This is a genomic window from Sphingomonas sp., from assembly GCF_035910975.1.
Classification (GTDB): Bacteria; Pseudomonadota; Alphaproteobacteria; order Sphingomonadales; family Sphingomonadaceae; genus Sphingomonas.
Window position 1 is genome coordinate 69,481 of record NZ_JAMHWM010000007.1, and the last position, 21,818, is coordinate 91,298.

Consider the following 21,818-nt stretch of genomic DNA (forward strand, 5'->3'; position numbering starts at 1 on the left):
CCGGCGCATCGGTTTTGACGGTTTCGGACGGCCCGGGAAGACGAACAGGGTTATGAGTTTCAATAAAGGTGGCCGCGGGGATCGCGGTGGTCGCGGTCGCGACAAGCGCGACGGTTTCGGTGGCGACGAAGGCGGTTTCGGCGGCGGTGATCGCGGCGGCTTCGGCGGCGGCGGCTTCGGCGGCGGCGGTGGCTTCGGCGGCGGCGGCGGTTATGGCGGCGGTGATCGCGGCGGCTTCGGCGGCGGTGGCGGCGGCTTCCGTGGCGGCGGCGGTGGCGGCTTCGGCGGCGGCGGTGGTGGTGGCGGCTTCGGCGGCGGCCGCGGCATGCCCCCCCAGGTGATCGGCGAAGGCACCGGCGTCGTTAAGTTCTTCAACGGCCAGAAGGGCTTCGGCTTCGTCGTCCGTGATGACGGCGGCGAGGACGTGTTCGTCCATATCTCGGCCGTCGAGCAGGCGGGCCTGACCGGCCTGGCCGAGGGTCAGCCGCTCGGCTTCACCCTGGTCGATCGCGGTGGCCGCATCTCGGCGACCGAACTCAAGATCGACGGAGAGCCGATGCCGGTCGAGGACCGCGGCCCTCCGCGTGACCGCGCTCCGCGCGAAGGCGGCGGCTTCGGTGGCGGTGATCGCGGCGGCGCGCCGCAGCGGCAGCTGACCGGCGAGAAGGCCAGCGGCACGGTCAAGTTCTTCAACGCGATGAAGGGCTTCGGCTTCATCCAGCGCGATGACGGACAGCCCGACGCGTTCGTCCACATCTCCGCCGTCGAGCGCGCCGGCCTGCCGACGCTGAACGAGGGCGACCGGCTCGATTTCGAGCTTGAGGTCGATCGTCGCGGCAAGCACGCCGCGGTGAACCTCAACAAGCAGTAAGCGAAACTCGTTTCGTCCAGAACGGGCGGTGCCGGATGCGGCGCCGCCCGTTTTGCTTTATGCGCAGCGGCGATGATCGCTTTCCGTCCGTTGCGCGCGGCCCTCGCGCTCGCGCTTCCCGCCGCCCTGCTCGGCGCCGCAGCGCCCCAGGCCGTTCAGCCCGCACCGACGCCGCAGACCGCGCCTGCCCCGCAAGCGGCCCCCGTCCCGCTCTACCGCATCGAGGTCGTCGCGCGCTTCCCGCACGATCCCCGCGCCTTCACCCAGGGGCTGCTGTGGCACGCCGGGCACCTCTACGAGAGTACCGGCAAGGAGGGCCGGTCCGAAGTGCGCCGCGTCGCGCTGGCGGACGGTCGCGTGCTCGCGCGCCGCGCGATTCCCGCCGACCAGTTCGGCGAAGGGCTGGCGCTGTGGAAGACGACGCTGGTCAGCCTGACCTGGACGCACGGCATCGCCCACCGGTGGAACGTCGCCAGCCTGAAGCCAGAGGGCGCGCGCCGCTACCCCGGCGAAGGCTGGGGCCTCACGACGCTGGACGATTCGCTGGTGCTGTCGGACGGCACGTCGGCGCTGCGCTTCCTCGATCCCGACACGCTCGCCGAGCGCCGCCGCGTTTCGGTGACGGTGCGCGGCCGCCCGCTCGACCAGCTCAACGAGCTGGAGGTGATCGACGGCCAGGTCTATGCCAACGTCTGGCAGACCGATTATATCGTCGCGATCGATCCCGCCGACGGCCGCGTCACCCGGATCATCGACGCCGGCGCACTCCGCGGCGAAGTCGCCCCGACCGACAGCGACGCGGTGCTCAACGGCATCGCCTGGGACGCGAAGGCGCGCCGGATGTTTGTCACCGGCAAGCTGTGGCCGACCCTGTTCGAGGTGAAGCTGGTTCCGGCCGTCTGATCCGGCGCGCGCGGCTGGCGCGCGTCGGCGGTCTTACGCCCCAACCTGCGGTTATAGCGGCTGCACATCCTTTGGCTGGTGCTGCATTGCAATGAAATGAAATCGTCATGCTTCGATCAGGGAGCTTGGGGAACAACGATGCGATACGGAAATCTTCGTCGCGGCGGCAGCCGCGCCGCGATGGCGGCGGCACTGGCCTGCGGCGCGATCTGGGCGATGCCCGCCACCGCCCAGACCGTCACGACGCCGCCGGCCGCCGACACCGCGTCCGATGGCGGGCAGGACGTCGTCGTTACCGGGTCGCGCATCGATATCGGTGGCTTCGACGCGCCGACCCCCACCACCGTCGTCGGCGCGACCGAACTGCGGCTGGGCAATCGCCCGAGCATCGGCCAGGTGCTGAACGACCTGCCCCAGTTCCGCGCGACCACCACGCCGCAATCGACCGTCGCCAACACCAGTTCGGGCACCACCACCGCCGATCTGCGCGGGCTCGGCTCGGTGCGCACGCTGGTCCTGCTCAACGGTCGCCGCTCGGTCGGCGTCGGCGACCTCAACGTCATCCCGCTACCGCTGGTCGAACGCGTCGAGATCGTCACCGGGGGCGCCGCCGCCGCCTATGGCTCAGGCGCGGTGTCCGGCGTCGTCAACATCCTGCTCGATCGCAAGGCCAAGGGCCTGACGCTCGACGCCCAGGCCGGCATCTCCAGCCGGGGTGACGCCGCGCGCTACAGCGCCGATGCCAGCTGGGGCACCAGCTTTGCCGACGGCCGCGGCCATTTCGCGATCGGCGGCAGCTTCACCAAGGAATTGGGCGCGTTCAATCGCGACAGCCGGCCCAACATCGGCAGCACCGCAGTCTACGCCAACCCGACCTACACCGCGACCAACGGCCAGTCCGCCTTCATCCTGATGCGCGACGTCAACTTCTCCAACGCCAGCCCCGGCGGCCTGATCGTCAGCGGCGCGCTGGCGGGCCAGACGTTCAACCCCGACGGCACGCTGCGCCCGTTCATCTTCGGCAGCCCGCGTACGTCGCAGGTGATGGTCGGCGGCGAAGGCATCAGCAGCACCGACGAATATCCGATGTCGGCGCCTTACGAACGCTACAACAGCTATGGCCGCCTGTCGTTCGACGTGGCCGACGACACGACCTTGTGGGTCGATGGACTCTACAACAACATCTCCGCGCAATATCTGTTCTATTCGGAAGTCGCGCGCGGCAACCTGACTTTCTCGCGCGACAACCCCTTCCTGCGCACTGACATCCGCAACCAGCTGGTCGCGGCGGGCCAGACGACCTTTTCGCTCGGCCGCATCTTCACCGACTATGGCCAGCGCGTCTTCGGCTACCGCCGCTCCACCTGGGAAGGCGGCATCGGTATCGACGGATCGTTCAGCGACGGCCGGTGGAAATACAGCGCCTTCTACAGCCACGGCGAGTCGCGCGACGCGCGCAGCTACCAGAACCAGCGCATCACCACCAACCTGGCCAACGCGCTTGACGCGGTGCGCGATACCAGCGGCAACATCGTCTGCCGCGTCGCGCTGACCACGCCGAACACGCCGTGCCGTCCGCTCGACGTGTTCGGATCGGGCCGCGCGTCGAAGGAGGCGATCGCCTACGCCTTCACCGAAGCTTACGGCGGCACCAACGAAACGCTCGACAGCGGCGGCTTCAGCCTGCGCGGCGAGGCGCTGTCGCTGTGGGCGGGTCCGCTGGCCGTCGCGATCGGCGCCGAGGCGCGGCGCGAGGGGATCACCTCGCTCGATATCGATCCGGTGTCGCGCGTGCGCGGCTTCACCCAGCTCAACTTCGCGCCGCTCGACGGTTCGTTCAGCGTGAAGGAGGGCTTCGGCGAAGTCAGCCTGCCGCTGCTCGATGCCAAGGGCACGGCGGAGATCGCGGTCAACGCCGGCGCACGCTACTCCGACTACAGCAACACCGGCGGAATCTGGTCGTGGAAGGTGGGCGGCACCGCGCGGCTGTTCGACGACCTGCTGCTGCGCGTCACCCGCTCGCGCGATATCCGCTCGGCCGGCCTGTCGGAACTCTACACCACGCTGACGACGACGTTCAACACGGTCGCCGATCCTTTCACCGGCAACACCGCCTCGACCGTGCGCTACGGCGGCGGCAACGTGAACCTGACCCCGGAAGTCGCACAGACCTTCACGGCGGGCGTCACCTGGTCGCCGGGCTTCATCCCGCGCCTGAAGCTGTCGGCCGACTATTACAGCATCGACATCGACGACATCATCGTCGCGCCGACCGCGCAGGACATCGTCACCCGCTGCTTCAACGGCCAGACGTCGATGTGCGGGCAGATCGAACGCAATTCGGCGAACGCGATCACCGCGATCTACGCGACCTTCGTCAACTATGCCCGGCTGAAGACCAAGGGCATCGATTTCGAGGCGAGCTATGTCCTGCCGATGTCGGACCTGTCCTCGAACGCCAGCGGCCAGCTGCGTTTCCGCGCGCTGGGCACCTACACCGACACCCGCACCTCCGACGACGGCATCACGGTGCTGGAGACGGTCGGCACCGTCGGCGACGGCGCGGCGGGCGTGCCGCGCTGGCGCGCCAACGCCAGCGTCACCTATGAAAGCACCGGCGGCAGCGTCGACCTGCGGCTGCGGCATGTCGGCGGCGGCGTGTACAATGCCGCGGTCGATATCTCGAACAACGCGATCTCGGCCAAGACCTATGTCGATCTGGGCGCGCGGGTGAACGTCGGGCCGTTCACGCTCTACGGCACGGTCAACAACCTGTTCGATCTCGATCCGCCGCTCACCACCTACGGCCAGATCCATTACGACCAGATCGGCCGCTATTATTCGATCGGCACCTCGCTGAAATTCTGACGGCGAGGGCTCACGAAAAAGGGCGGGAGCGTTCCAACGCTCCCGCCCTTTTTTTGTTGTCCGCCTTCCAGCGGCGACGGGAGCTTATTTCGCCCGCGCGAACTCTACGCCGTACGCGCGATCGTCGTGGTAACGCAGCCCGGTCACCCGCCCCGCGCCATCGCGCTGGAACCGCAGCACATTCCGGTTCCCAGCCGCGAAGCCATCCGCGAACAGCGGGGTCAGCGGCTGTGCCGCCATGCCGGGCCGCGACGACGGGATGAAAGACAGCGCACCCGTCTCGTCCCACGTCACGATCAGGCAGAAATCATTATCCACCCCGCAATAGCGGCCGGCGAACCCCTCCAGGTTGGCGGCGGACGGCGGGGTGGCGCGGACGTAGCGCACGCGATCCCCGACCGCCTCGACCGTCAGCCCGTCCTTCGCGTCGAACACATAGGTCGCGTCGCCGCGCTGCCAGCGGCCCGCTCCGGCTGGGGTCAGCGTCGCACCGTCGGCCGTCAGCGTGGCGCCGCGCACCGCTATCTCCACCGGCAGGCCGGTCAGGCCGCTCAGATAGACGCCGCCGGTCGGCAGCGGCCCCGCCGCCCGCGCCACCGCCGCTGTCTTCGGCAGGAAGGCGTCTGCGACCCGGCGGCCGCTATCGACTGGGTTCGCGTCGGATGCGTTGCACAGCAACGCCACCGACAGCTTTTCCGCCGGATAGCGCCCCAGCCATGCGCGATAGCCGCCGGTCGATCCCGAATGCGCCACCTCGCGCCGCCCGTCGCGCTGCGTCACTCGCAGGCCCGCAGCATATTCGATCTTCGTGCCCGTGGAGAGGACGCCCACCTTCTCCATCTCCGCCGTGAAGCCCGGCCCCAGCGTGTCGGCGTCGAGCGCCGCGTTCCAGCGGATCATGTCCGCAGTGGTGGTCAGCAACCCGCCGTTGCCATGCGCGTCCTCGATCGGCTGGTCGATGACATAGGCGCCGCCGTCACGCGCATAGGCGGTGGCGCGACCGGGCACGACGCGTGCATAATTCTCGCGCCAGCTGCTGTCCTTCATCCCCAGCGGGCGCAGGATTCGGGCATCGGTGAACGCCGCGAACGACTGGCCGGAAACCCGCGCGACGATGATCGCCGCCAGATTGAAGTTGGTGTTGCTGTAAGTGTAGTGCGCGCCCGGCGGATAGTTCAGCCCGCGCTGCTGCGCCGCGAGCGCCAGCACGTCGGCATTGTCCGCCACGCGCGAATTGCGCGGCCAGCCGGACATCGCCGCCACCGCGCCCCAGTCGCGCAGGCCGCTGGTGTGGTGGATCAGCTGCCCCACCGTGACCGGCGCGCCGTAATCCGGCATCTCGGGCAGGTATTTGCGGATATCGTCGTCGAGGCGCAGCTTGCCGTCGCGCGCCAGCAGCAGGATCGCGGCGGCGGTGAACTGCTTCGATACCGATCCCGATTCATAGATGCTCGCGGGCGTCGCGCGCGTGCCCGTCTCCAGATCGGCCATGCCATATGCGCGGTCGAGGATCGTCCGCCCGTCCTTCGCCACCGCCACCGCGCATCCGGGAACGGCAGTGCCGGCATAGCGTGCGAACACCGCGTCGACCGCCTGCGACTGCGCGTCGCTCACCTGCGCGCCGGCCGCGCCCGCGGTCATCGCCGCCAGCACGGCGAGGCTCATGCCCGCGCCCCTCACTTCGCGATGCTCCCGCGCACCGGCTTGCCGGGGCGCGCGTCGGGCAACAGCTTGCCGTCGCGGATCACGAAGCTGCCGCCGACCAGCACGTAGCGCATGCCGCGCGACGGCAGCGTCGGCTTGGCATAGGTCGCCGCCGCGCCGACGGTGGCGGGATCGAACACGACGATGTCGGCGTCCGACCCCATGTTGATCCGCCCCTTGCGCTTCATCCCCGGCGCGACAGGCTCCATCAGCTTGGCCGGCAGCAGGGTTGATCGCCGGATCGCATCGGTCAGGCTCAGCAGCCGGCGGTCGCGGACATATTCGCCCAGCACCTTGGTGAAGGTCGCGGCGGTGCGCGGGTGGCCGGCGGCGTTCGCCGGCAGCGGCCATGTCGCCTTTTCCAGATCCTGCGTGCCGATCGAATAATTCACCGCGTCGCTCGCGATCAGGCCGTCGTCGAGCAGCACCGCCTGTTCGATCAGCCGCCGGTCGACCTCCACCGCCTCGTTCAGATAATGGACGATGATTCGCGCATTGGGGTTCTGGCGTTGCAGCTCGGCCAGCCGCTCGTCGGTAGCGGGGCGCTCGCCGGTCGCCACCACCTCGATATTGCTCGATTTGATATCGACCAGCGGCAGGTTCTTCGGCTGGAGGAACGGCGCGTTGATCGAGGTAGATCCCGCACCCCAGGGATAGGCCTCGCTGGTCACCGGCACGCCGTACGACCGCGCCTTGGCGATCATCCGGTTGAGCCGGGGGATGTCGCGCAGGCCGGAACTGTTGATGTGGCACAGGTGCATGTGTGCGCCGGTCGTCGCGGCGGTGGCGATCACCTCGCCGAACGCCTCGACCGCGCTGTGCGGGTCGCGCGCGTTCTTGCTGCGCACATGGGTGAACATCGGCACGTTGCGCTTCGCCGCCAGCGCCGCGACGTCCCAATATTCGGTGCGGTTGGTCTCGGTCCAGTAGCCGACCGGCGTGCCGACCCCCAGCCCGCCGGCATCGAGCCCCTCGGTGACCTTCGCCAGCACCTGCTTTATCTCGGCATCGGTCGCCAGGCCCTTGGCGCGGGCGCCCATCAGCTCGCTGCGCAGGCCACCCCAGGATACCGAATAGCCGTAGTTGATCGGCCGCCCTTCCGCCGCCGCCGCGCGGTAGTTGGCGTCGATCGGCCAGCGCCCGGTCTCCAGCTCCAGCGCGGTCGTCACGCCGTCGAACGCCTGCATCCAGCCGCCGGGGATGGTCTGGGCATGCGAATGGACGTCGATGAAGCCCGGCGCCACCACCAGCCCGCGCGCGTCGATCCGCGCCTTGCCGGCCAGTGTCGCGTCCGAGATCGCAACCACCCGCCCGTCGCGGATGCCGATCGATCGTACCGCGTCGAGCCCGCTCTCGGGGTCGATCACCCGTCCGCCCTCGATCACCAGGTCATAGGCCGGGGCAGCGGCAGGCGCCTGGCCCAGCGTCGCCCACCCCGCCGTCGCGGCGAGCCCCGTCGATACCAGCGCCGCCGCGATCGCGATGCCCAGCCGCTGTTTCCGCTTGTCCATGCCACGCCCCCGAATGATGCCTGTTGTCAGGGCATGATCCTATGCGACGCGCCGCGCGATCGGCACATCAAATCGCGCGTCGATCATAGCCGGTCGTTATGCCCGCGGTTCGGCCAGCACCTTGCGCACGCTGTCGAGGAACTGGCGCGACACCGTGGACAGCGGCTGGTCCTCCAGGTGCGAGGCGACCACGTCGAACCGCATCGGATCGTCGAGCGGGCGCAGGTCCATGGCAGGCGTCAGGCAGGCGCGCGCGGTGAATTCGTCCATCACGGCGAAACCCATGCCCTGTTCGACCAGCGCCGCCGCGACGAAATAGGTCTTGGCCGCGATCGTCGCGCGATCGTCCTCCCGGTGCGCCATGCGCCACGCCAGCAGGCCGCCGATTGTCCCGTCGTTGATGAGTTCGACCATGCGCAGGTGATGCAGCGTCTCGACCGCGATGCGCGGCGGCGGATCGGGCAAATCCTGTCGCCGGAACAGCACGACCAGTTCGCCCGATCCCAGCACGACGTTGGCCAGGCGGGGGTGGCGGGCGATGTCGTATCCGATCGACAGGTCGCAGGTGCGGCTGTGCAGCGTCTCGGCCAGCCCCTCGGTGTGGAAGGTCCGCACGTCGAACGACACCTGCGGATAGCGCGCGGCGAAGACGGCGATCGCGCGTGGCACGATGCGCAGGCCAAGCGAATGGATCGTCGCGACGCGCAAGCGGCCGTGATCGGCGCGGCGCAGGTTGCGCGCCGCCTCGTACAACGTCGCCACCCGTTCCTGCACGGCGGCCGCTTCCTCGAACAGCCGGTGCGCTTCGTCGGTCGCCACCAGCCGCCCCTTCACCACGCGGAACAGCGCCAGCCCGAGCTGCGATTCGGCATGGCGCAGCACCTTGCTGACCGACGGCTGCGACACGCCCAGCAGCCGCGCCGCGCCGCTCAGCGATCCGGTCTGGTAGACCGCGTGGAAGATCTCGATGTGCCGGAGCGTTATCACACGCGCCGGTCTGTCGGAGAACCGCCCCGCCTGCAAGCGGCAGAGGTCACGCGCCTTGCCGGCACGCCCACAGATCGTCCGAAGGCGCCCCGATCGAACCGTCCTCGGCGAAGCTCAGCCCGCCCACGCGGTCCTCGCGCAGCCACCATGGCCCGTCCAGATCGGCGAAGTCCGCGTGCGCGGCGACGCGCAGCGCCGGCGCCATCGCCAGCGACGTGCCGATCATGCAGCCGACCATCACCCCCATGCCGGCGCCCCGCGCTGTGGCGAGCAGGTCGAGCGCCTCGGTCAGCCCGCCGGTCTTGTCGAGCTTGATGTTGACGAAGCCATAGCGGTCGCGCAGCCCGGCTACATCGGCGGCGACATGGCAGGATTCGTCGGCGCAGATCGGGATGCGCGACACGAAACCGGCCAGCGCGCTGTCCTCCGCGGCGGGCAACGGCTGTTCGACCAGCTTGACGTCGCATTCGACCAGCACGTCCTGCATCGCCGCGAGCAGATCGATCGACCAGCCCTCGTTGGCGTCGATCACCAATGTCGCGGCCGGCGCATTGGCGCGCACCGCGCGCAGCCGGGCGGCAGGATCGTCGCCGGCCAGCTTCACCTTGATGAGCCGCGCATCGGCCACCGCGCGCGCCGCCGCGCCCATCGCCTCGGGCGTGTCGATGGAGATCGTCCGCGCGCTGACCAGCCCCGTCACCGGCGGCGCGTAAGGCGCACCCGCCAGCCGCGCCTCCAGATCCCACAATGCGCAATCGATCGCGTTGCGCGCCGCGCCGGGCGGCATCAGCATGCGCAGCGCCTGGCGGTCGGCACCCCGCGCGACCGCGTCCACCGCCGTGCCGACCTGGTCGAATACGCCCTCAGGCGTCTCGCCATAGCGCGCGGTGGGCGTCCCCTCGCCGCGCCCCGTCACGCCGTCCTGATCGATCTCGACCACGACGACATCGACGCTCTCGCGCACGCCCCGCGCGATGCGGAACGGCGCGCGCAGCATGTGCCGCTCTAGGCGGGAACGGACGGTGCGAAGCATGCGATCAGATTGTCCACGATGCGATCGGTGCCCATCGCCACCGGATCCTGGCACGGCAGGCCCAGCCGGTCCTCCACCGCCAGGCAGTACGCCTGCGCGGCATCGCCCTGCAGGCGCGAGGTGTTGACCGCGACGCCGACCGCGCGGACGTTGGGGCTGGTCAGCCGCCCGGCCTCCAGGTTGCGTTCCAGGCACAACGCCAGATCGGGCACCGGATATATCTCGGTATGGCGGATAGTTTCGCGCCCCGCCTCATGGCACAGCACCAGCGCGTCGGGCTGCGATCCGTGCAGCAGGCCCAGCGACACGCCCGCGAACGACGGGTGGAACAGCGATCCCTGCCCCTCGATCAGATCCCAGCCGTCGTCGTCACGTGCGGGCGTCAGCCATTCGGCCGCGCCTGACAGGAAATCGGACACGACGGCGTCGATCGGAACGCCCGATCCGGCGATCATGATGCCGGTCTGGCCGGTCGCGCGGAAATCGGCGGCGATGCCGCGTGCGCGCATCTCCTTCTCCAGCGCCAGCGTGGTGTACATCTTGCCCACCGCGCAATCGGTGCCGACGGTCAGCAGCCGGCGGCCGGCGCGGCGATCGCCCGTGCCTACGGGCAGCGGCGGTGGCGTGCGCACGTCGATCAGTTGCACCTTGGCCCGCGCCGCCGCGGCGGCGATCTCCGGCACGTCGCACAGCCGCGCATGGAGGCCCGACGCGACATTCAGCCCGGCCCCGATCGCCTCCAGCACGCGGGCGACCGTCACCGCATCCATCGTTCCGCCCGCGTTGGCAAAGCCCAGCACCAGCGTCCGCGCACCTCCCGCCACGCTGTCGGCGATGGTCATGCGCGGCAGGCCGACGCTGACGGTGCAGCCGGGCTCGGCGATCTCGCCGATCGCGGCACCCGGACGCCACACCGCGATGCCCCGCGCGGTCTTGGCCGACAGCGGCTCGTTCGCGCTGCCCAGATACAGAAGATATGGCCCCGGAATCATCTACCCCTCGTTCACCCGTGTTCGATGGGCGGACTCTGTTCCGGTTACGCCCGCGCCGCCAACGCCAAAGGATGCCGCAATCTATAACTCTTGGTAAAGTCTCCAGCAGCGCCCAGACCGTTACGACTTCGGACAAGGCCAGCGGCTGCGCGCGACGCGGTAGAAGGCAGCCTTCACCGACATGCCCCGCTCGCCCGGCGGGATGGCCTCGAACGCCTTCATCAGCTCGGCGCGCGACATCTTCGTCCCCTGCGGCGCGCAGACGAACGGGCGGCCCGCCTTCTCGCTGGCGGTCTTGTCGGCCTGATAGTCGCGCATCACCGCCGTCATCTCGTCGCTGAGCAGGGCGACGTCGGGCGATCCCATCGCGAAGATGCCCCTGGCCTCCAGCGCCTTGGCCTTGGTCAGGAAGCTGTGCAGCGTCATCGCCTGCGCGTGCGCCGGGTGCGAAAGCAGAACGAGCGTACACGCCGTCGCCGCGATGATCGCGAACCGCATCGAAAAAGCCCTCCCGCACTGGTGGTGCGAGAGGGCTATGGATCGCGCGGCCCGCGGTCAACGGGCGCGATCTGTCGACCGGTCAGGCGCCCTGCGGCGCCGGATTGCCAAACGGGCCGCTCGGCCGCTTGGTCTTGGGAATGGAGGTGCCGCCCGCAGGCACATTGCCCGCCCTGGCGCCCGGATCGTCACGGTCGATCGCCTCGCCCGCGCACAGCCGCTTGATCTCCTCGCCGGTGAGCGTCTCGAACTCCAGCAACGCCTTGGCGACGGTGTGGAGCTGGTCGATATGGTCGCTCAACACCTGCGTCGCGCGGGCATAGCCGCCGTCGACCAGCGTGCGGATCTCGCTGTCGATCGCCAGCGCGGTCTCGTTCGAGATATTGTGCCGCTGGGTCTGCGAATAGCCCAGGAACGTCTCGCCCTGCTGCTCCTCATACATCAGCATGCCCAGCTTGTCGGACATGCCCCACTGGGTCACCATCGCGCGGGCGAGCTTGGTCGCCTGCTTGATGTCGCCGCTGGCACCCGACGACACCTTGTCGCGGCCGAAGATCAACTCTTCCGCCACGCGGCCGCCCATCACGGTCGCCAGGTCGGCGAACATCTTGTCGCGGTGGTACGAATAATTGTCGCGCTCCGGCATCGACACGACCATGCCCAGCGCGCCGCCGCGCGGGATGATCGTCGCCTTGTGGATGGGGTCGGACGCCGGCTCATGGACGCGCACCACGGCGTGACCGGCCTCGTGATAGGCGGTCATCCTTTTCTCGTCCTCGGTCATCACCAGCGATTTCCACTCGGTGCCCATGATGACGCGGTCCTTGGCCAGCTCGAACTGCGCCATCGCGACCAGCCTCTTGCCCAGCCGCGCGGCCATCAGCGCCGCTTCGTTGACCAGGTTGGCCAGGTCCGCGCCCGACATGCCCGGCGTGCCGCGCGCCAGCGTGCGCGAATCGACGTCGGGCGCCATCGGCACCTTCTTCATATGGACTTCGAGGATCTTCAGCCGCCCCTCGATATCGGGCAGCGGCACCGTCACCCGGCGATCGAAGCGGCCGGGACGCAACAGCGCGGGGTCGAGCACGTCGGGACGGTTGGTCGCCGCGATGATGATGATGCCCTCGTTCGCCTCGAACCCGTCCATCTCGACCAGCAGCTGGTTCAGCGTCTGCTCACGCTCGTCGTTGCCGTTGCCCAGCCCCGCGCCGCGATGCCGGCCGACCGCGTCGATCTCGTCGATGAAGACGATGCACGGCGCCGATTTCTTGGCCTGTTCGAACATGTCGCGCACGCGGCTGGCGCCGACGCCGACGAACATCTCGACGAAGTCCGAGCCGGAAATGGTGAAGAACGGCACGCCCGCCTCGCCCGCGATCGCGCGGGCCAGCAGCGTCTTGCCGGTGCCGGGGCTGCCGACCAGCAGCGCGCCCTTGGGAATTTTGCCGCCCAGCCGCGCGAATTTCGACGGGTCCTTCAGGAACTCGACGATCTCCTGCAGTTCCTCGCGTGCCTCGTCGATGCCGGCGACGTCGTCGAAGGTCACGCGGCCTTCCTTCTGCGTCAGCATCCGCGCGCGCGACTTGCCGAAGCCCATCGCGCCGCCGCCCGAATTCTTCTGCATCTGGCGCACCACGAAGAACGCGATGCCCAGGAACAGCAGGAACGGCAGCGACTGGACGAGCAGCACGTACCAGATCGACGATCCTTCCTCGGCGCGCGCCGACACTTCGACGCCCTTGGCGCGCAGCGTCTGCATCAGCGTGGGATCGGGCACGGGCAGCGGCCGGGTGCGGAACGCCTCGCCCGCGGTCGTCTTGCCGACGATCGCCTCGCGGCTGATCGCCACTTCCTTGACGGTGCCTTCGTCGACGCGGTCAAGGAAGGTCGAATAGGCGATCTCGCTGCCCGCCGCCGGGCCGGACTTGGTGTCGAACAATTGGACGAACAGCGCCAGCGCCAGCAGGATGCCGACCCAGATCATCAGGCTCTTCATCCAGGGATTGCCGCCGCCGTTGCCGGGCTGCTTGTCGTTGTCGTTCATCGCGCGTGGAAAACCTTCATGCTAGCGCCGCCAAGATAGGCACGCGGATATTAATGGCAATGGAACGATGCGCGCTTTGGGTCGATCAGTGTGATCGGCGCGCCGGTCTCAGCGGCGTTTCTTCGTGGCGCGCGGCGGCCGGGGAATCCAGATGCTGCACGAAAGCCCCGACGTGGCCTCCGCCCCGTCCGAATCGCGCAGTTTCTTGAAGCAGCCGCCGAGCGGAAAGGCGCGGCTCAGCCATACGCCTTCCGCCCCGGTATCCTGTTCCCAGGCTTCCACCTTTGCCTGTTCGAGGAACGCCCAGAGCTGCGCCGCTGACTCATCGACGCACATGAACTTGGTGCCCCTGTCCGTATCGCCGACCTCGCCGGCTTCGGCCGCGCTTTGCAGGCATGCCTGAATCAACCCGGGCGAGCGTTCGGGGAACGGATCGCCGGTCTGCGCGAGCAACAAAGACGCGATGATCGCAAGCATCGAACCGTCATTCCCCTTCGGACAAGCCATCATCCCGACGACGCGGGGGCGCGCGGCGGAACACCCATCGCATCGACGGCGCATCCGTGTTCACGACTGTGACCAGTACGTCGCCCAGCATGGAAACGCGCCCTGCCCCCAGCGCGGCGATCAGCCGCGCGATGCCCGGTCCGTCTGCATCCATGGCCGGATCGATCTCGGTCAGGCAGCGGACGACGACGCGGCGGACGATCTCTGCGGGAAGGTCCGCTGCGGCAAAGCTGCGCTGGTCGGGCGCCACCGCCACCCGCTCGTCAAAGGCTCGCTCCGCGGTCCACCGCAGTGCCGCGTCGGCCTCGCCCAGCGCGGCCATGCTGTCGCCGATCCGCGCCGCGTCGAGCCAGTCGACCTCCGCCAGCACCTTGCGCAGCCGGGCGCGATCGAAACGATCGTCGGAATTGGACGGATCGTCCACCGGCACGACATCTTCGTGCAGCATGATTTCGGCGAGCCGGTTGCGCCGCCACCCCAGCACCGGCCGGATGATATGCGCGCTCCTGCGCCTGATCCCGGCAAGGCCCCCCACACCCGCGCCCCTGTTCGCGCGCATCACAAAGGTTTCGAGCTGATCGTCGGCATGATGCGCGGTCGCCAGCCATCGCGCGCCGCGCGCGACCCGCCATTCCTCCAGCAGCCGATATCGCAGCGCGCGGGCGCGCGCCGACAGGTTCGCCGTCCGCCCGACGCGATCCGGCAGCACCCCGGTCAGGATATCGTGGCGGATGCCGCGCGTGCGACACACCGCGCCGACGAACAGGGCTTCGGAGGCCGACGCCTCGCGCAGCCGGTGATCGACGGTCGCCGCGATGCACCGCTCGCCGATGACGGCATGGGTCAGCAGCAGCAACGCGATGCTGTCGGCGCCGCCCGAAACCGCGACCAGTACCTTGTCGCGCTCAAGATCGATCAGGCTGCCGAGGTCGTTCCGGAAACGTGCCAGCGCCTGCGCGGCGGGATCGCCCGGATCGACCTCACCGGCATTTCTGCGCGACACGGCCCTTCTCGACGCCCGCCTTCATGGTCGCGGACAATCTGGTGCCGTAGACGTCGGTCAGTTCGCTATAGACCTTGCACACGTCCGCGGCGGGCTTCTTCAGCTTCACCAGCGCGTCGGCCAGATAGAACAGGCTGTCGGGCGCGCGCTCGCCGTCGGGGAACTTCTTGTAGCTGTCGTAGAACGCCAGGCTGGCGAGGCTCGGCTTGCCCTCGTCGAGATAGGCGCGGCCGAGCAGGTTCTGCGCATAGCTGGCACGCCGGTGCTTCGGATATTTGTCGGCGGTTTCCTTCAGCGCGGCCTGCGCCTCGGGATAGAGCTTCGCCTCCCACAGGCGGAAGCCATAGGTGTAGCCGTCCTCGGCCGGGTCGCTGGTCTTCGGCCGCTGCACCGCCGCCAGCGCCTGGGTGCGTGCCGCATCGGCTGCGGGGCGCGTCGCGGCGGGGGTGGGCGTCGGTGCGGGGGTGGTCGGGCGCGTCGTCGGGCGCGTGGCCGGCGCGGTGTCGCCCGCCGCCGCGATCGCCGGCGGCGCGGCGCCGGCGGTACCATCCTCCAGCGCCTTCAGCCGTGCGTCGGTCGCCCGCTTGTAGGCGTTGAACGATTCTTCCAGCTGGCGCACGCGATAGCCGGTCTGCTCGACCTGGCCGGTCACGCTGCGCACGCTTTCCTCCAGTGCGCTGACCCGCGCCGTCAGGTCGGTCAGCGCCGACGACGACGGCACGCCCGGCAGGCCCTGGCTGGTCTGCGGCGCGGTGATCTGCGGCTCCACCGTCATACCCGCGCCGCCGGGAAACACCTTGCGCTGGACTGCGCGCATCTCGCGCTCGAGCCGGTCGACACGGCCCTCGACGGCGGTCTGCGCCGCTGCGGGAACGCCGAAACTGGTGAGGACGGTGGCGGCGGCGAGCGCCGCCCGGATGGTCATACGCATGTCACACCCCCCGGTGCAGGAAAGAACTCTGGGCACCGTATCGCAGCTTTGCCGTCATGCCGCCAGCCTCGCGACGGCTCAATCCCGCCACTGCTCAATCCGGCGTCGCGCTGTTGCCGAACGCCGGCTCGAACGCCCGCGTCGTCGGCGCGGGCGTCGGTGTCTCGCGCGGCACGGTGCGCGGCGACGGGCTGGCTGCGGACGCCGGCGTCGACGTCGACGTCGATGTCCGCGCAGGCGTGGACGTAGACGTGGCCGTGGACGGGGACGTGGCGGCGGGGGAAGCGGCGGCCGCCGGCCTGCCCCGCGCCAGCAGCGCCTCGGCGTTGATCGGCACGTCGCGGATCGCGACGCGGCCGTCGCCCAGCGGCGGCACCGCCGACCCGTTGATCGTCACCGCCAGCTTGTCGGGGCGGCCGACGTTTATCATCGGGCCATTGGCGTCGGCCGGCACCTCGAAGCGCTCGCCCGGCGCCATCGTGCGCTGCGCCAGCGTGGTCCCGGCGGCGTCATAGATGCGCACCCACACCTCGTCGGTGGCGGTCAGTACCACCTGCCCCGCGCGCGGGGCGGGCGGCGGGGCGACCGTCTCGGGAATGGCGACGGTCACGCCCTCGCCCGGCTCCGTCGCGGCCGGCGTCGCGATGCGCCCGCGTAACAGGTCCGTGCCGTACCACAGGCCCACGCCCAGCAGCAGCAGGAGTGCGACGATCACGCCGCCCCACACGATCCGCCGCGGGGGCGTGCGGTCCACGTCGCCGACGTCATAGGGTGCGGCCGGACGCGGCCGATCCCAGCTCCGCGACAGCTCGGCGCGCACGTCGGCGGCCAGCGACGTCTCCTCCACGTCGACCGCGCGGGCATAGGCACGGGCGAACCCTATCGCATAGGTGGTCGACGGCAGGCTCGAATAGCTGCCGTTCTCGATCGATTCGAGGTGGCGCTGCGGGATTCTGGTCCGCGCGGCGATATCGGCCAGTTCCAGCCCCTGTTCGATCCGCGCGGCGCGCAGGCGCTCGCCCGGCTTCGTCGCCACTGGGGTCTGAAAGGTCTCGGCATCGCCGTCGGTCATCATGGTCTCCGTGGCAAGGCCGCGCCGTCTCGCCGCGCCAAGCTCTCCCATCCCGCGTGCGTCGCTGTCAACGATTGCGATGCCTCCGCCCGTCGCGCGGTCAATCCAGTTCGACGCCCTGCGCCTGCGCCCACTCGGTCAGCGCGACGCGCATGTCGGCGGGCGGGGTCGCCAGCCACGCCTGCATCTGCCCGGCGATCGCGACGCGATCCAGGCCGCGCAACATCGCCTTGATGGGTCCCACCGCCGCCGGGGTGATCGACAGCCGGTCGATGCCGATGCCCAGCAGCGCAGCCGCCTCCAGCGGGCGTCCGCCCATCTCGCCGCACACCGCCACCGGCACGTCCGCGGCGGCGCACGCGCGCTGGACGCGGGCCAGGAAGCGCAGGATCGCCGGGCTCAGCCAGTCGTAGCGCACCGCCAGCTTGGGATGCGCGCGATCGGCCGCGAACAGGAACTGGGTCAGGTCGTTGGTGCCGATCGACAGGAAATCGAGCCTCGGCAACAGCAGGTCGAGCACTTCGGCCAGCGCCGGCACCTCCAGCATCGCGCCATAGCGGATCTGGGTCGGCAGCTTCTTTCCGCGCTCGGCCAGCCACGCGCGCTGCGCCTCGAAGATGGCACGCGCCTGATCGAACTCCCACGGTTCGCTGACCATCGGGAACATGACGTTCAGGGTGCGCCCCGCGCCCGCCTCGATCAGCGCGCGCGCCTGCGCCTTCATCAGACCTTCGCGGTCGAGCGCCAGGCGCAGCGCGCGCCAGCCCATCGCCGGGTTCTCCTCGTCGCCATTCTCGTCATGGTCGAGATAGGGCAGCGCCTTGTCGCCGCCGATGTCCACGGTGCGGAAGATGACCGGCCGGTCGCCGGCGGCGTCCAGCACGTCGCGGTACAGCCTTTGCTGCCGCTCGCGCGCGGGCATCGTCGCGGAGACGAGGAACTGGAATTCGGTGCGGAACAGCCCGATCCCGTCCGCTCCGGTCAGGTCGAGCGCGGACACGTCGTCGCGCAGGCCGGCGTTGACCATCACCGTCACGCGGTGGCCGTCCTTGGTGATTGGCTTCTCGGTCTTCAGCGCGGCAAAGGCGGCACGGCGCTTCTGGCTCAGCGCCAGCTTGGCCTCGAACGCTTCCTGCATCGCCTGGGTCGGCCGCACGAACACCGTCTCGCTGCCGACATCGAGCAGCAGCTCGTCGCCCTCCGCCACCAGCTTGCGGATGTCCTTCGCGCGGCCCAGCACCGGCACGCCCATCGCCCGCGCGACGATGATGACGTGGGCGGTCAGCGATCCTTCCTCCAGCACCACGCCCTTCAGCCGCCGCCGGTCGTATTCGAGCAGCTCGGCCGGGCCCATGTTCTTGGCGATCAGGATCGAATCCTCGCGCAGCCCCATCTGCGCGGCGGTGCCCAGCCGTCCGCTGACGATGCGGATCAGCCGGTTCGACAGGTCTTCCAGGTCGTGCATGCGGTCGCGCAGCAACGGATCGTCGATCTCGCGCATCCGCATCCGGGTGCGCTGCTGGACGCGCTCGATCGCCGCTTCGGCGGTCAGCCCGCTGTCGATCGCCTCGTTGATGCGGCGGCTCCACCCCTCGTCGTACGCGAACATCCGGTACATCTCGAGCACTTCGTCATGCTCGCCGCCGACGCCGAATTCGGCCTGCTGCTGCATCCGCTCGATCTGGTCGCGCATCTTGTCGAACGCGGTGTAGACGCGCCGCCGTTCGGCCTCGGTGTCCTCGGCGACGGTATGCTCGATATGGATGCGCGGCTGGTGATAGACGGCGACGCCCGCCCCCATTCCGTCGACCAGCTTGAAGCCCTGGATGCGCGCCGTCGCGGTCGATTGCGTGCGCGTCGTCGCGGCGGCAGACGCATCGATCAGCCCGGCGTTGGCGATCAGCTCGCTCAGCACCATCGCCACCGTCTGCAGCGCCTCGATCTCGATATCGTCGTAGCGGCGCGGCTCGACATGCTGGACCGCGAGCACGCCGACCGCCTGCTCGCGACGGATGATCGGCACCCCGGCGAAACTGTGGAACTTGTCCTCGCCCGTCTCGGGCCGATAGGCGAAATCGGGATGCGCGGTCGCCTCGTCGAGGTTCAGCGTCTCGACATTCTGGGCGATCGTGCCGACCAGGCCCTCGCCCATCGCCAGCGTGGTGACGTGGACCGCCGCCTGGTCCAGCCCGTGCGTCGCGAACAGCTCCAGCACGCCCTCGCGCAGCAGGTAGATCGACGCCACCTCGCTGTCGAGCGAGTCGGCTATGATGTCGGCGACCTGGTTGAGCTTGGCTTGGGCGCTGGTGCGCGCCGCCATCACGTCGTGGAGGCGGACGAGGATCTCGCGGGCGGAAGCGGCGGCGGACAAAGGCATCAAACGAGACCGCTACCAGATGCCGCGCCTCCGCGCGAGACGGCTGCTGTCTATCGCGCCGCCAACATTATCCTTCGCGGCGGTCCCTCGGCGGTCAGCACGGCCAGGTCATAGGTCAGGCGCGGCGCGGACGCGGCGGCTACCTGTCCGGCCTGCCACCGCGCCAGCGCGACCCGATAATCGCGATATTCGGCGAAGAAGGCGGTGAACGGCGCGTCGATCACCGGCAGGCCCAGCGTGGCCAGCCGCTCGAACCCGGCGGCGGGCGTCGCCGCCGCCTCGGCCGCGATCGTTGCCGCGGCGGCGCAGAACGACGCCTGCACCGGCGGCAGCGCGAAATAATTGTACAGCTTCGTCATCCGCGCGTCGAACGCCGCCTCGCCGCCGGCTTCGCGCATCGCGGCGGCATGGGCACGGGCCAGCGCCGCCTTATGGCTCGTGACGAAGCGATTATAGTCGGCGACCACCGCGCCGTCGTTGCAACGCAGCGCCGCGACATTGAGCGCCGCGCGCAAATGCCACGCGGTCGCCGCCGGGGTCAGCGCCCGGTTGGGCGTCGCGAAGCTGCCGTCGGGCAGTTCGGGCGGCAGCGCCACGTTGGTCGCTGCCCCGCCCGGCGGCACCGGCCTGGGTTTTGGAGTCGAAACAACAGCGGGCGGAGCAGGCGCCACGGCAACCGGCGCGACACCGCGAGCACACCCGGCCAGAAGGACGGCCACCACCGCCAGCGAAACACGGACACGCATCCTCGATACCTCGCGCTAGGCCCCCCGGCCCGGCAGGGGTCATGCGCGCAAGATGGTGAAGATCGGGTTTAGGATGCGACGTAATCGGCCAGCAGCCTTATGTCCGGGTAAACCTCGACCGCGCGGCGCTGGAACCTTGCGTCGCATGTCACGAGCGTGCCTCGGTGCTCGATCGCCAGCGCCAGATAGACGCAGTCCCGCACAGGATGGCCGATCTGCATCGCGATCAGGGCCGCTTCCTCAACCTGGCCAGGGGTCGTCCGGACGAGGGCCACGGAGCCGTTCGCCAGTAGATCATGCCAGCCGCCCAGGGCCCTCTCGCCCTCGCCCACCGTGGCCCGGCGGTCGTTTACGCGCCGGACGATCGCCTGGGCAACCTCGATCGCCACCAGGTCGGGGGCGCTCACGTCCACCGTGCACCGCATCCATGCGTCGGCCATCCCGCTATCCGGCTCGGGCACGAGCAATTTGACCAGCAGGCTGGCGTCGACGACGATCATTCCTCGTCGCGGATCGAGCGGATCAGCGCGACGCTGCCCTCATAGTCCGGATCGTAGGGAAGGCGCACGTCGCGCAGCCGGTCGAACGCCTCTTCGCGAGACATCCGCGCCGCGCCCAGACGCGACCGCGCCTCCGCTTCGAGCGAACGATGGTTGGACTTGGCATCCCGCTTGAGCCGTTCGTAAACGGCCTCGTCGACATTGCGGATGGTGATCGTCGCCATACCCATATGCTAGCAAAACGCTAGCAAAATGCAAGCATCGCTACGCCGCCCGCGCCTCCAGCGCGCCGGCCGCCTCGGCCAGAAGCGTGGCGAGGATGTCCGCGAGCGGCTCTTCCTTCGTCACCATGCCGACCGACTGGCCCGCCATCAGGCTGCCATTTTCGACATCGCCGTCGATCACCGCGCGGCGCAGCGCGCCGGCCCAGTAATGCTCGATCTGCAGCTGCGCTTCCATCATCTCGACCTTGCCGTCGTCGAGCAGCTGCGCGACCTCGCGCTGCTTGGCGGTGAACAGCTCCGACGACGCATTCTTCAGCGCCCGGACCGGGATGACCGGCAGGCGCGGGTCGATCTGCACGCTTGCCACCGCGTCCCGGGCGCTGGCGCGGATGAACGCCTTCTTGAAATTGGCGTGCGCGATGCTCTCCGTCGCGCAGACGAAGCGGGTGCCGAGCTGGACCCCCGCCGCGCCCATGTCGAGATAGCCGGCCATCGCCTCGCCGCGGCCGATGCCTCCGGCGACGAACACCGGCACCTGATCGGCCACCTCGGGTAGTATTTCCTGCGCCAGCACGCTGGTGGAGACCGGGCCGATATGGCCGCCAGCCTCCATTCCCTCGACCACCAGCGCATCGACGCCCGACCGGATCAGCTTCTTCGCGAGCGCCAGCGCCGGGGCGAAGCAGATCACCTTCGCGCCCGTCGCCTTGATCGCCTCCAGCGATCCCTTGGGCGGCAGCCCGCCCGCCAGCACGACATGGGTGACGCCGTGGCGTCCGCACACGTCGATCAGCTCGAACAGCATCGGGTGCATGGTGATCAGGTTCACGCCGAACGGCCGCTGCGTCAGCGTCTTCGTGCCCGCGATTTCGGCGTCGAGCAGTTCGGGCGTCATCGCGCCGCACGCGATCAGCCCGAAGCCACCGGCGTTGGACATCGCCGCCACCAGATTGCGCTCGCTGACCCATGACATCGCGCCGCACATCACCGCGGTCTCGCTGCCCAGGAATGCGGCGCCGCGCGCCATGCGGCGCGTCAGCCGCTCGT

Annotated in this window: 19 protein-coding genes; 3 read left to right on the forward strand and 16 right to left on the reverse strand. The window is 69.4% G+C overall.

What is annotated here, in order from left to right:
• Positions 1–52 precede the first annotated feature (52 nt).
• The 3 genes from VYI76_RS01940 (at position 53) to VYI76_RS01950 (ending at position 4,642) form a co-directional block, all read left to right on the forward strand.
• Positions 53–871, forward strand: coding sequence for a cold-shock protein (locus VYI76_RS01940; RefSeq protein ID WP_326523086.1), 819 nt, complete (start codon positions 53–55; stop codon positions 869–871).
• Positions 872–943: 72 nt separating this feature from the next.
• Positions 944–1,774, forward strand: a complete 831-nt coding sequence (locus VYI76_RS01945; protein WP_326523087.1) for a glutaminyl-peptide cyclotransferase — start codon at positions 944–946, stop codon at positions 1,772–1,774.
• Between the two features lie 138 nt (positions 1,775–1,912).
• Positions 1,913–4,642 carry a TonB-dependent receptor domain-containing protein gene (locus tag VYI76_RS01950; protein ID WP_326523088.1) on the forward strand — a complete coding sequence of 910 codons (2,730 nt, stop codon included), beginning with the start codon at positions 1,913–1,915 and terminating at the stop codon, positions 4,640–4,642.
• An 84-nt stretch (positions 4,643–4,726) separates the two neighbouring features.
• On the opposite strand, the gene VYI76_RS01955 is transcribed toward VYI76_RS01950, so the two are convergent.
• The 16 genes from VYI76_RS01955 to VYI76_RS02030 all read right to left on the reverse strand — a co-directional run bounded on the left by VYI76_RS01955 (position 4,727) and on the right by VYI76_RS02030 (position 21,798).
• Complete coding sequence (locus VYI76_RS01955; RefSeq protein ID WP_326523089.1) at positions 4,727–6,307, reverse strand: serine hydrolase domain-containing protein; 1,581 nt, start codon at positions 6,305–6,307, stop codon at positions 4,727–4,729.
• A gap of 11 nt (positions 6,308–6,318) precedes the next feature.
• Entirely contained in the window at positions 6,319–7,857 is a 1,539-nt protein-coding gene (locus VYI76_RS01960; RefSeq protein WP_326523090.1) for an amidohydrolase family protein, read from the reverse strand.
• 96 nt (positions 7,858–7,953) lie between these two features.
• Entirely contained in the window at positions 7,954–8,844 is an 891-nt protein-coding gene (locus VYI76_RS01965) for a LysR family transcriptional regulator (protein WP_326523091.1), read from the reverse strand.
• A gap of 46 nt (positions 8,845–8,890) precedes the next feature.
• Positions 8,891–9,841, reverse strand: coding sequence for an N-acetyl-D-Glu racemase DgcA (gene dgcA / locus VYI76_RS01970; protein WP_326523092.1), 951 nt, complete (start codon positions 9,839–9,841; stop codon positions 8,891–8,893).
• A gap of 8 nt (positions 9,842–9,849) precedes the next feature.
• Positions 9,850–10,869, reverse strand: a complete 1,020-nt coding sequence (dgcN, locus tag VYI76_RS01975) for an N-acetyltransferase DgcN (RefSeq protein ID WP_326523093.1) — start codon at positions 10,867–10,869, stop codon at positions 9,850–9,852.
• A gap of 120 nt (positions 10,870–10,989) precedes the next feature.
• The gene (locus VYI76_RS01980; protein WP_326523094.1) at positions 10,990–11,367 is read right to left on the reverse strand and encodes a hypothetical protein; all 378 of its coding nucleotides are present in this window, start codon (positions 11,365–11,367) and stop codon (positions 10,990–10,992) included.
• 82 nt (positions 11,368–11,449) lie between these two features.
• Complete coding sequence (ftsH, locus tag VYI76_RS01985) at positions 11,450–13,411, reverse strand: ATP-dependent zinc metalloprotease FtsH (protein ID WP_326523095.1); 1,962 nt, start codon at positions 13,409–13,411, stop codon at positions 11,450–11,452.
• Positions 13,412–13,519: 108 nt separating this feature from the next.
• The gene (locus VYI76_RS01990) at positions 13,520–13,888 is read right to left on the reverse strand and encodes a hypothetical protein (protein ID WP_326523096.1); all 369 of its coding nucleotides are present in this window, start codon (positions 13,886–13,888) and stop codon (positions 13,520–13,522) included.
• 7 nt (positions 13,889–13,895) lie between these two features.
• Positions 13,896–14,921, reverse strand: a complete 1,026-nt coding sequence (gene tilS / locus VYI76_RS01995; RefSeq protein WP_326523097.1) for a tRNA lysidine(34) synthetase TilS — start codon at positions 14,919–14,921, stop codon at positions 13,896–13,898.
• The gene (locus VYI76_RS02000) at positions 14,899–15,852 is read right to left on the reverse strand and encodes a tetratricopeptide repeat protein (RefSeq protein ID WP_326523098.1); all 954 of its coding nucleotides are present in this window, start codon (positions 15,850–15,852) and stop codon (positions 14,899–14,901) included. The genes tilS and VYI76_RS02000 overlap by 23 nt, the downstream gene beginning before the upstream one ends.
• A gap of 94 nt (positions 15,853–15,946) precedes the next feature.
• Positions 15,947–16,927: a helix-turn-helix domain-containing protein gene (locus tag VYI76_RS02005; RefSeq protein ID WP_326523099.1), complete on the reverse strand. Its 981-nt coding sequence runs from the start codon at positions 16,925–16,927 to the stop codon at positions 15,947–15,949.
• Between the two features lie 97 nt (positions 16,928–17,024).
• Positions 17,025–19,301, reverse strand: a complete 2,277-nt coding sequence (ptsP, locus tag VYI76_RS02010; RefSeq protein WP_326523100.1) for a phosphoenolpyruvate--protein phosphotransferase — start codon at positions 19,299–19,301, stop codon at positions 17,025–17,027.
• A 50-nt stretch (positions 19,302–19,351) separates the two neighbouring features.
• The gene (locus VYI76_RS02015) at positions 19,352–20,047 is read right to left on the reverse strand and encodes a hypothetical protein (RefSeq protein WP_326523101.1); all 696 of its coding nucleotides are present in this window, start codon (positions 20,045–20,047) and stop codon (positions 19,352–19,354) included.
• 68 nt (positions 20,048–20,115) lie between these two features.
• Complete coding sequence (locus VYI76_RS02020) at positions 20,116–20,547, reverse strand: type II toxin-antitoxin system VapC family toxin (RefSeq protein ID WP_326523102.1); 432 nt, start codon at positions 20,545–20,547, stop codon at positions 20,116–20,118.
• Entirely contained in the window at positions 20,544–20,771 is a 228-nt protein-coding gene (locus tag VYI76_RS02025; RefSeq protein WP_326523103.1) for a FitA-like ribbon-helix-helix domain-containing protein, read from the reverse strand. The genes VYI76_RS02020 and VYI76_RS02025 overlap by 4 nt, the downstream gene beginning before the upstream one ends.
• Positions 20,772–20,811: 40 nt before the next feature.
• Positions 20,812–21,798, reverse strand: coding sequence for an NAD(P)H-dependent flavin oxidoreductase (locus tag VYI76_RS02030; RefSeq protein WP_326523207.1), 987 nt, complete (start codon positions 21,796–21,798; stop codon positions 20,812–20,814).
• Between the last annotated feature and the right edge of the window lie 20 nt (positions 21,799–21,818).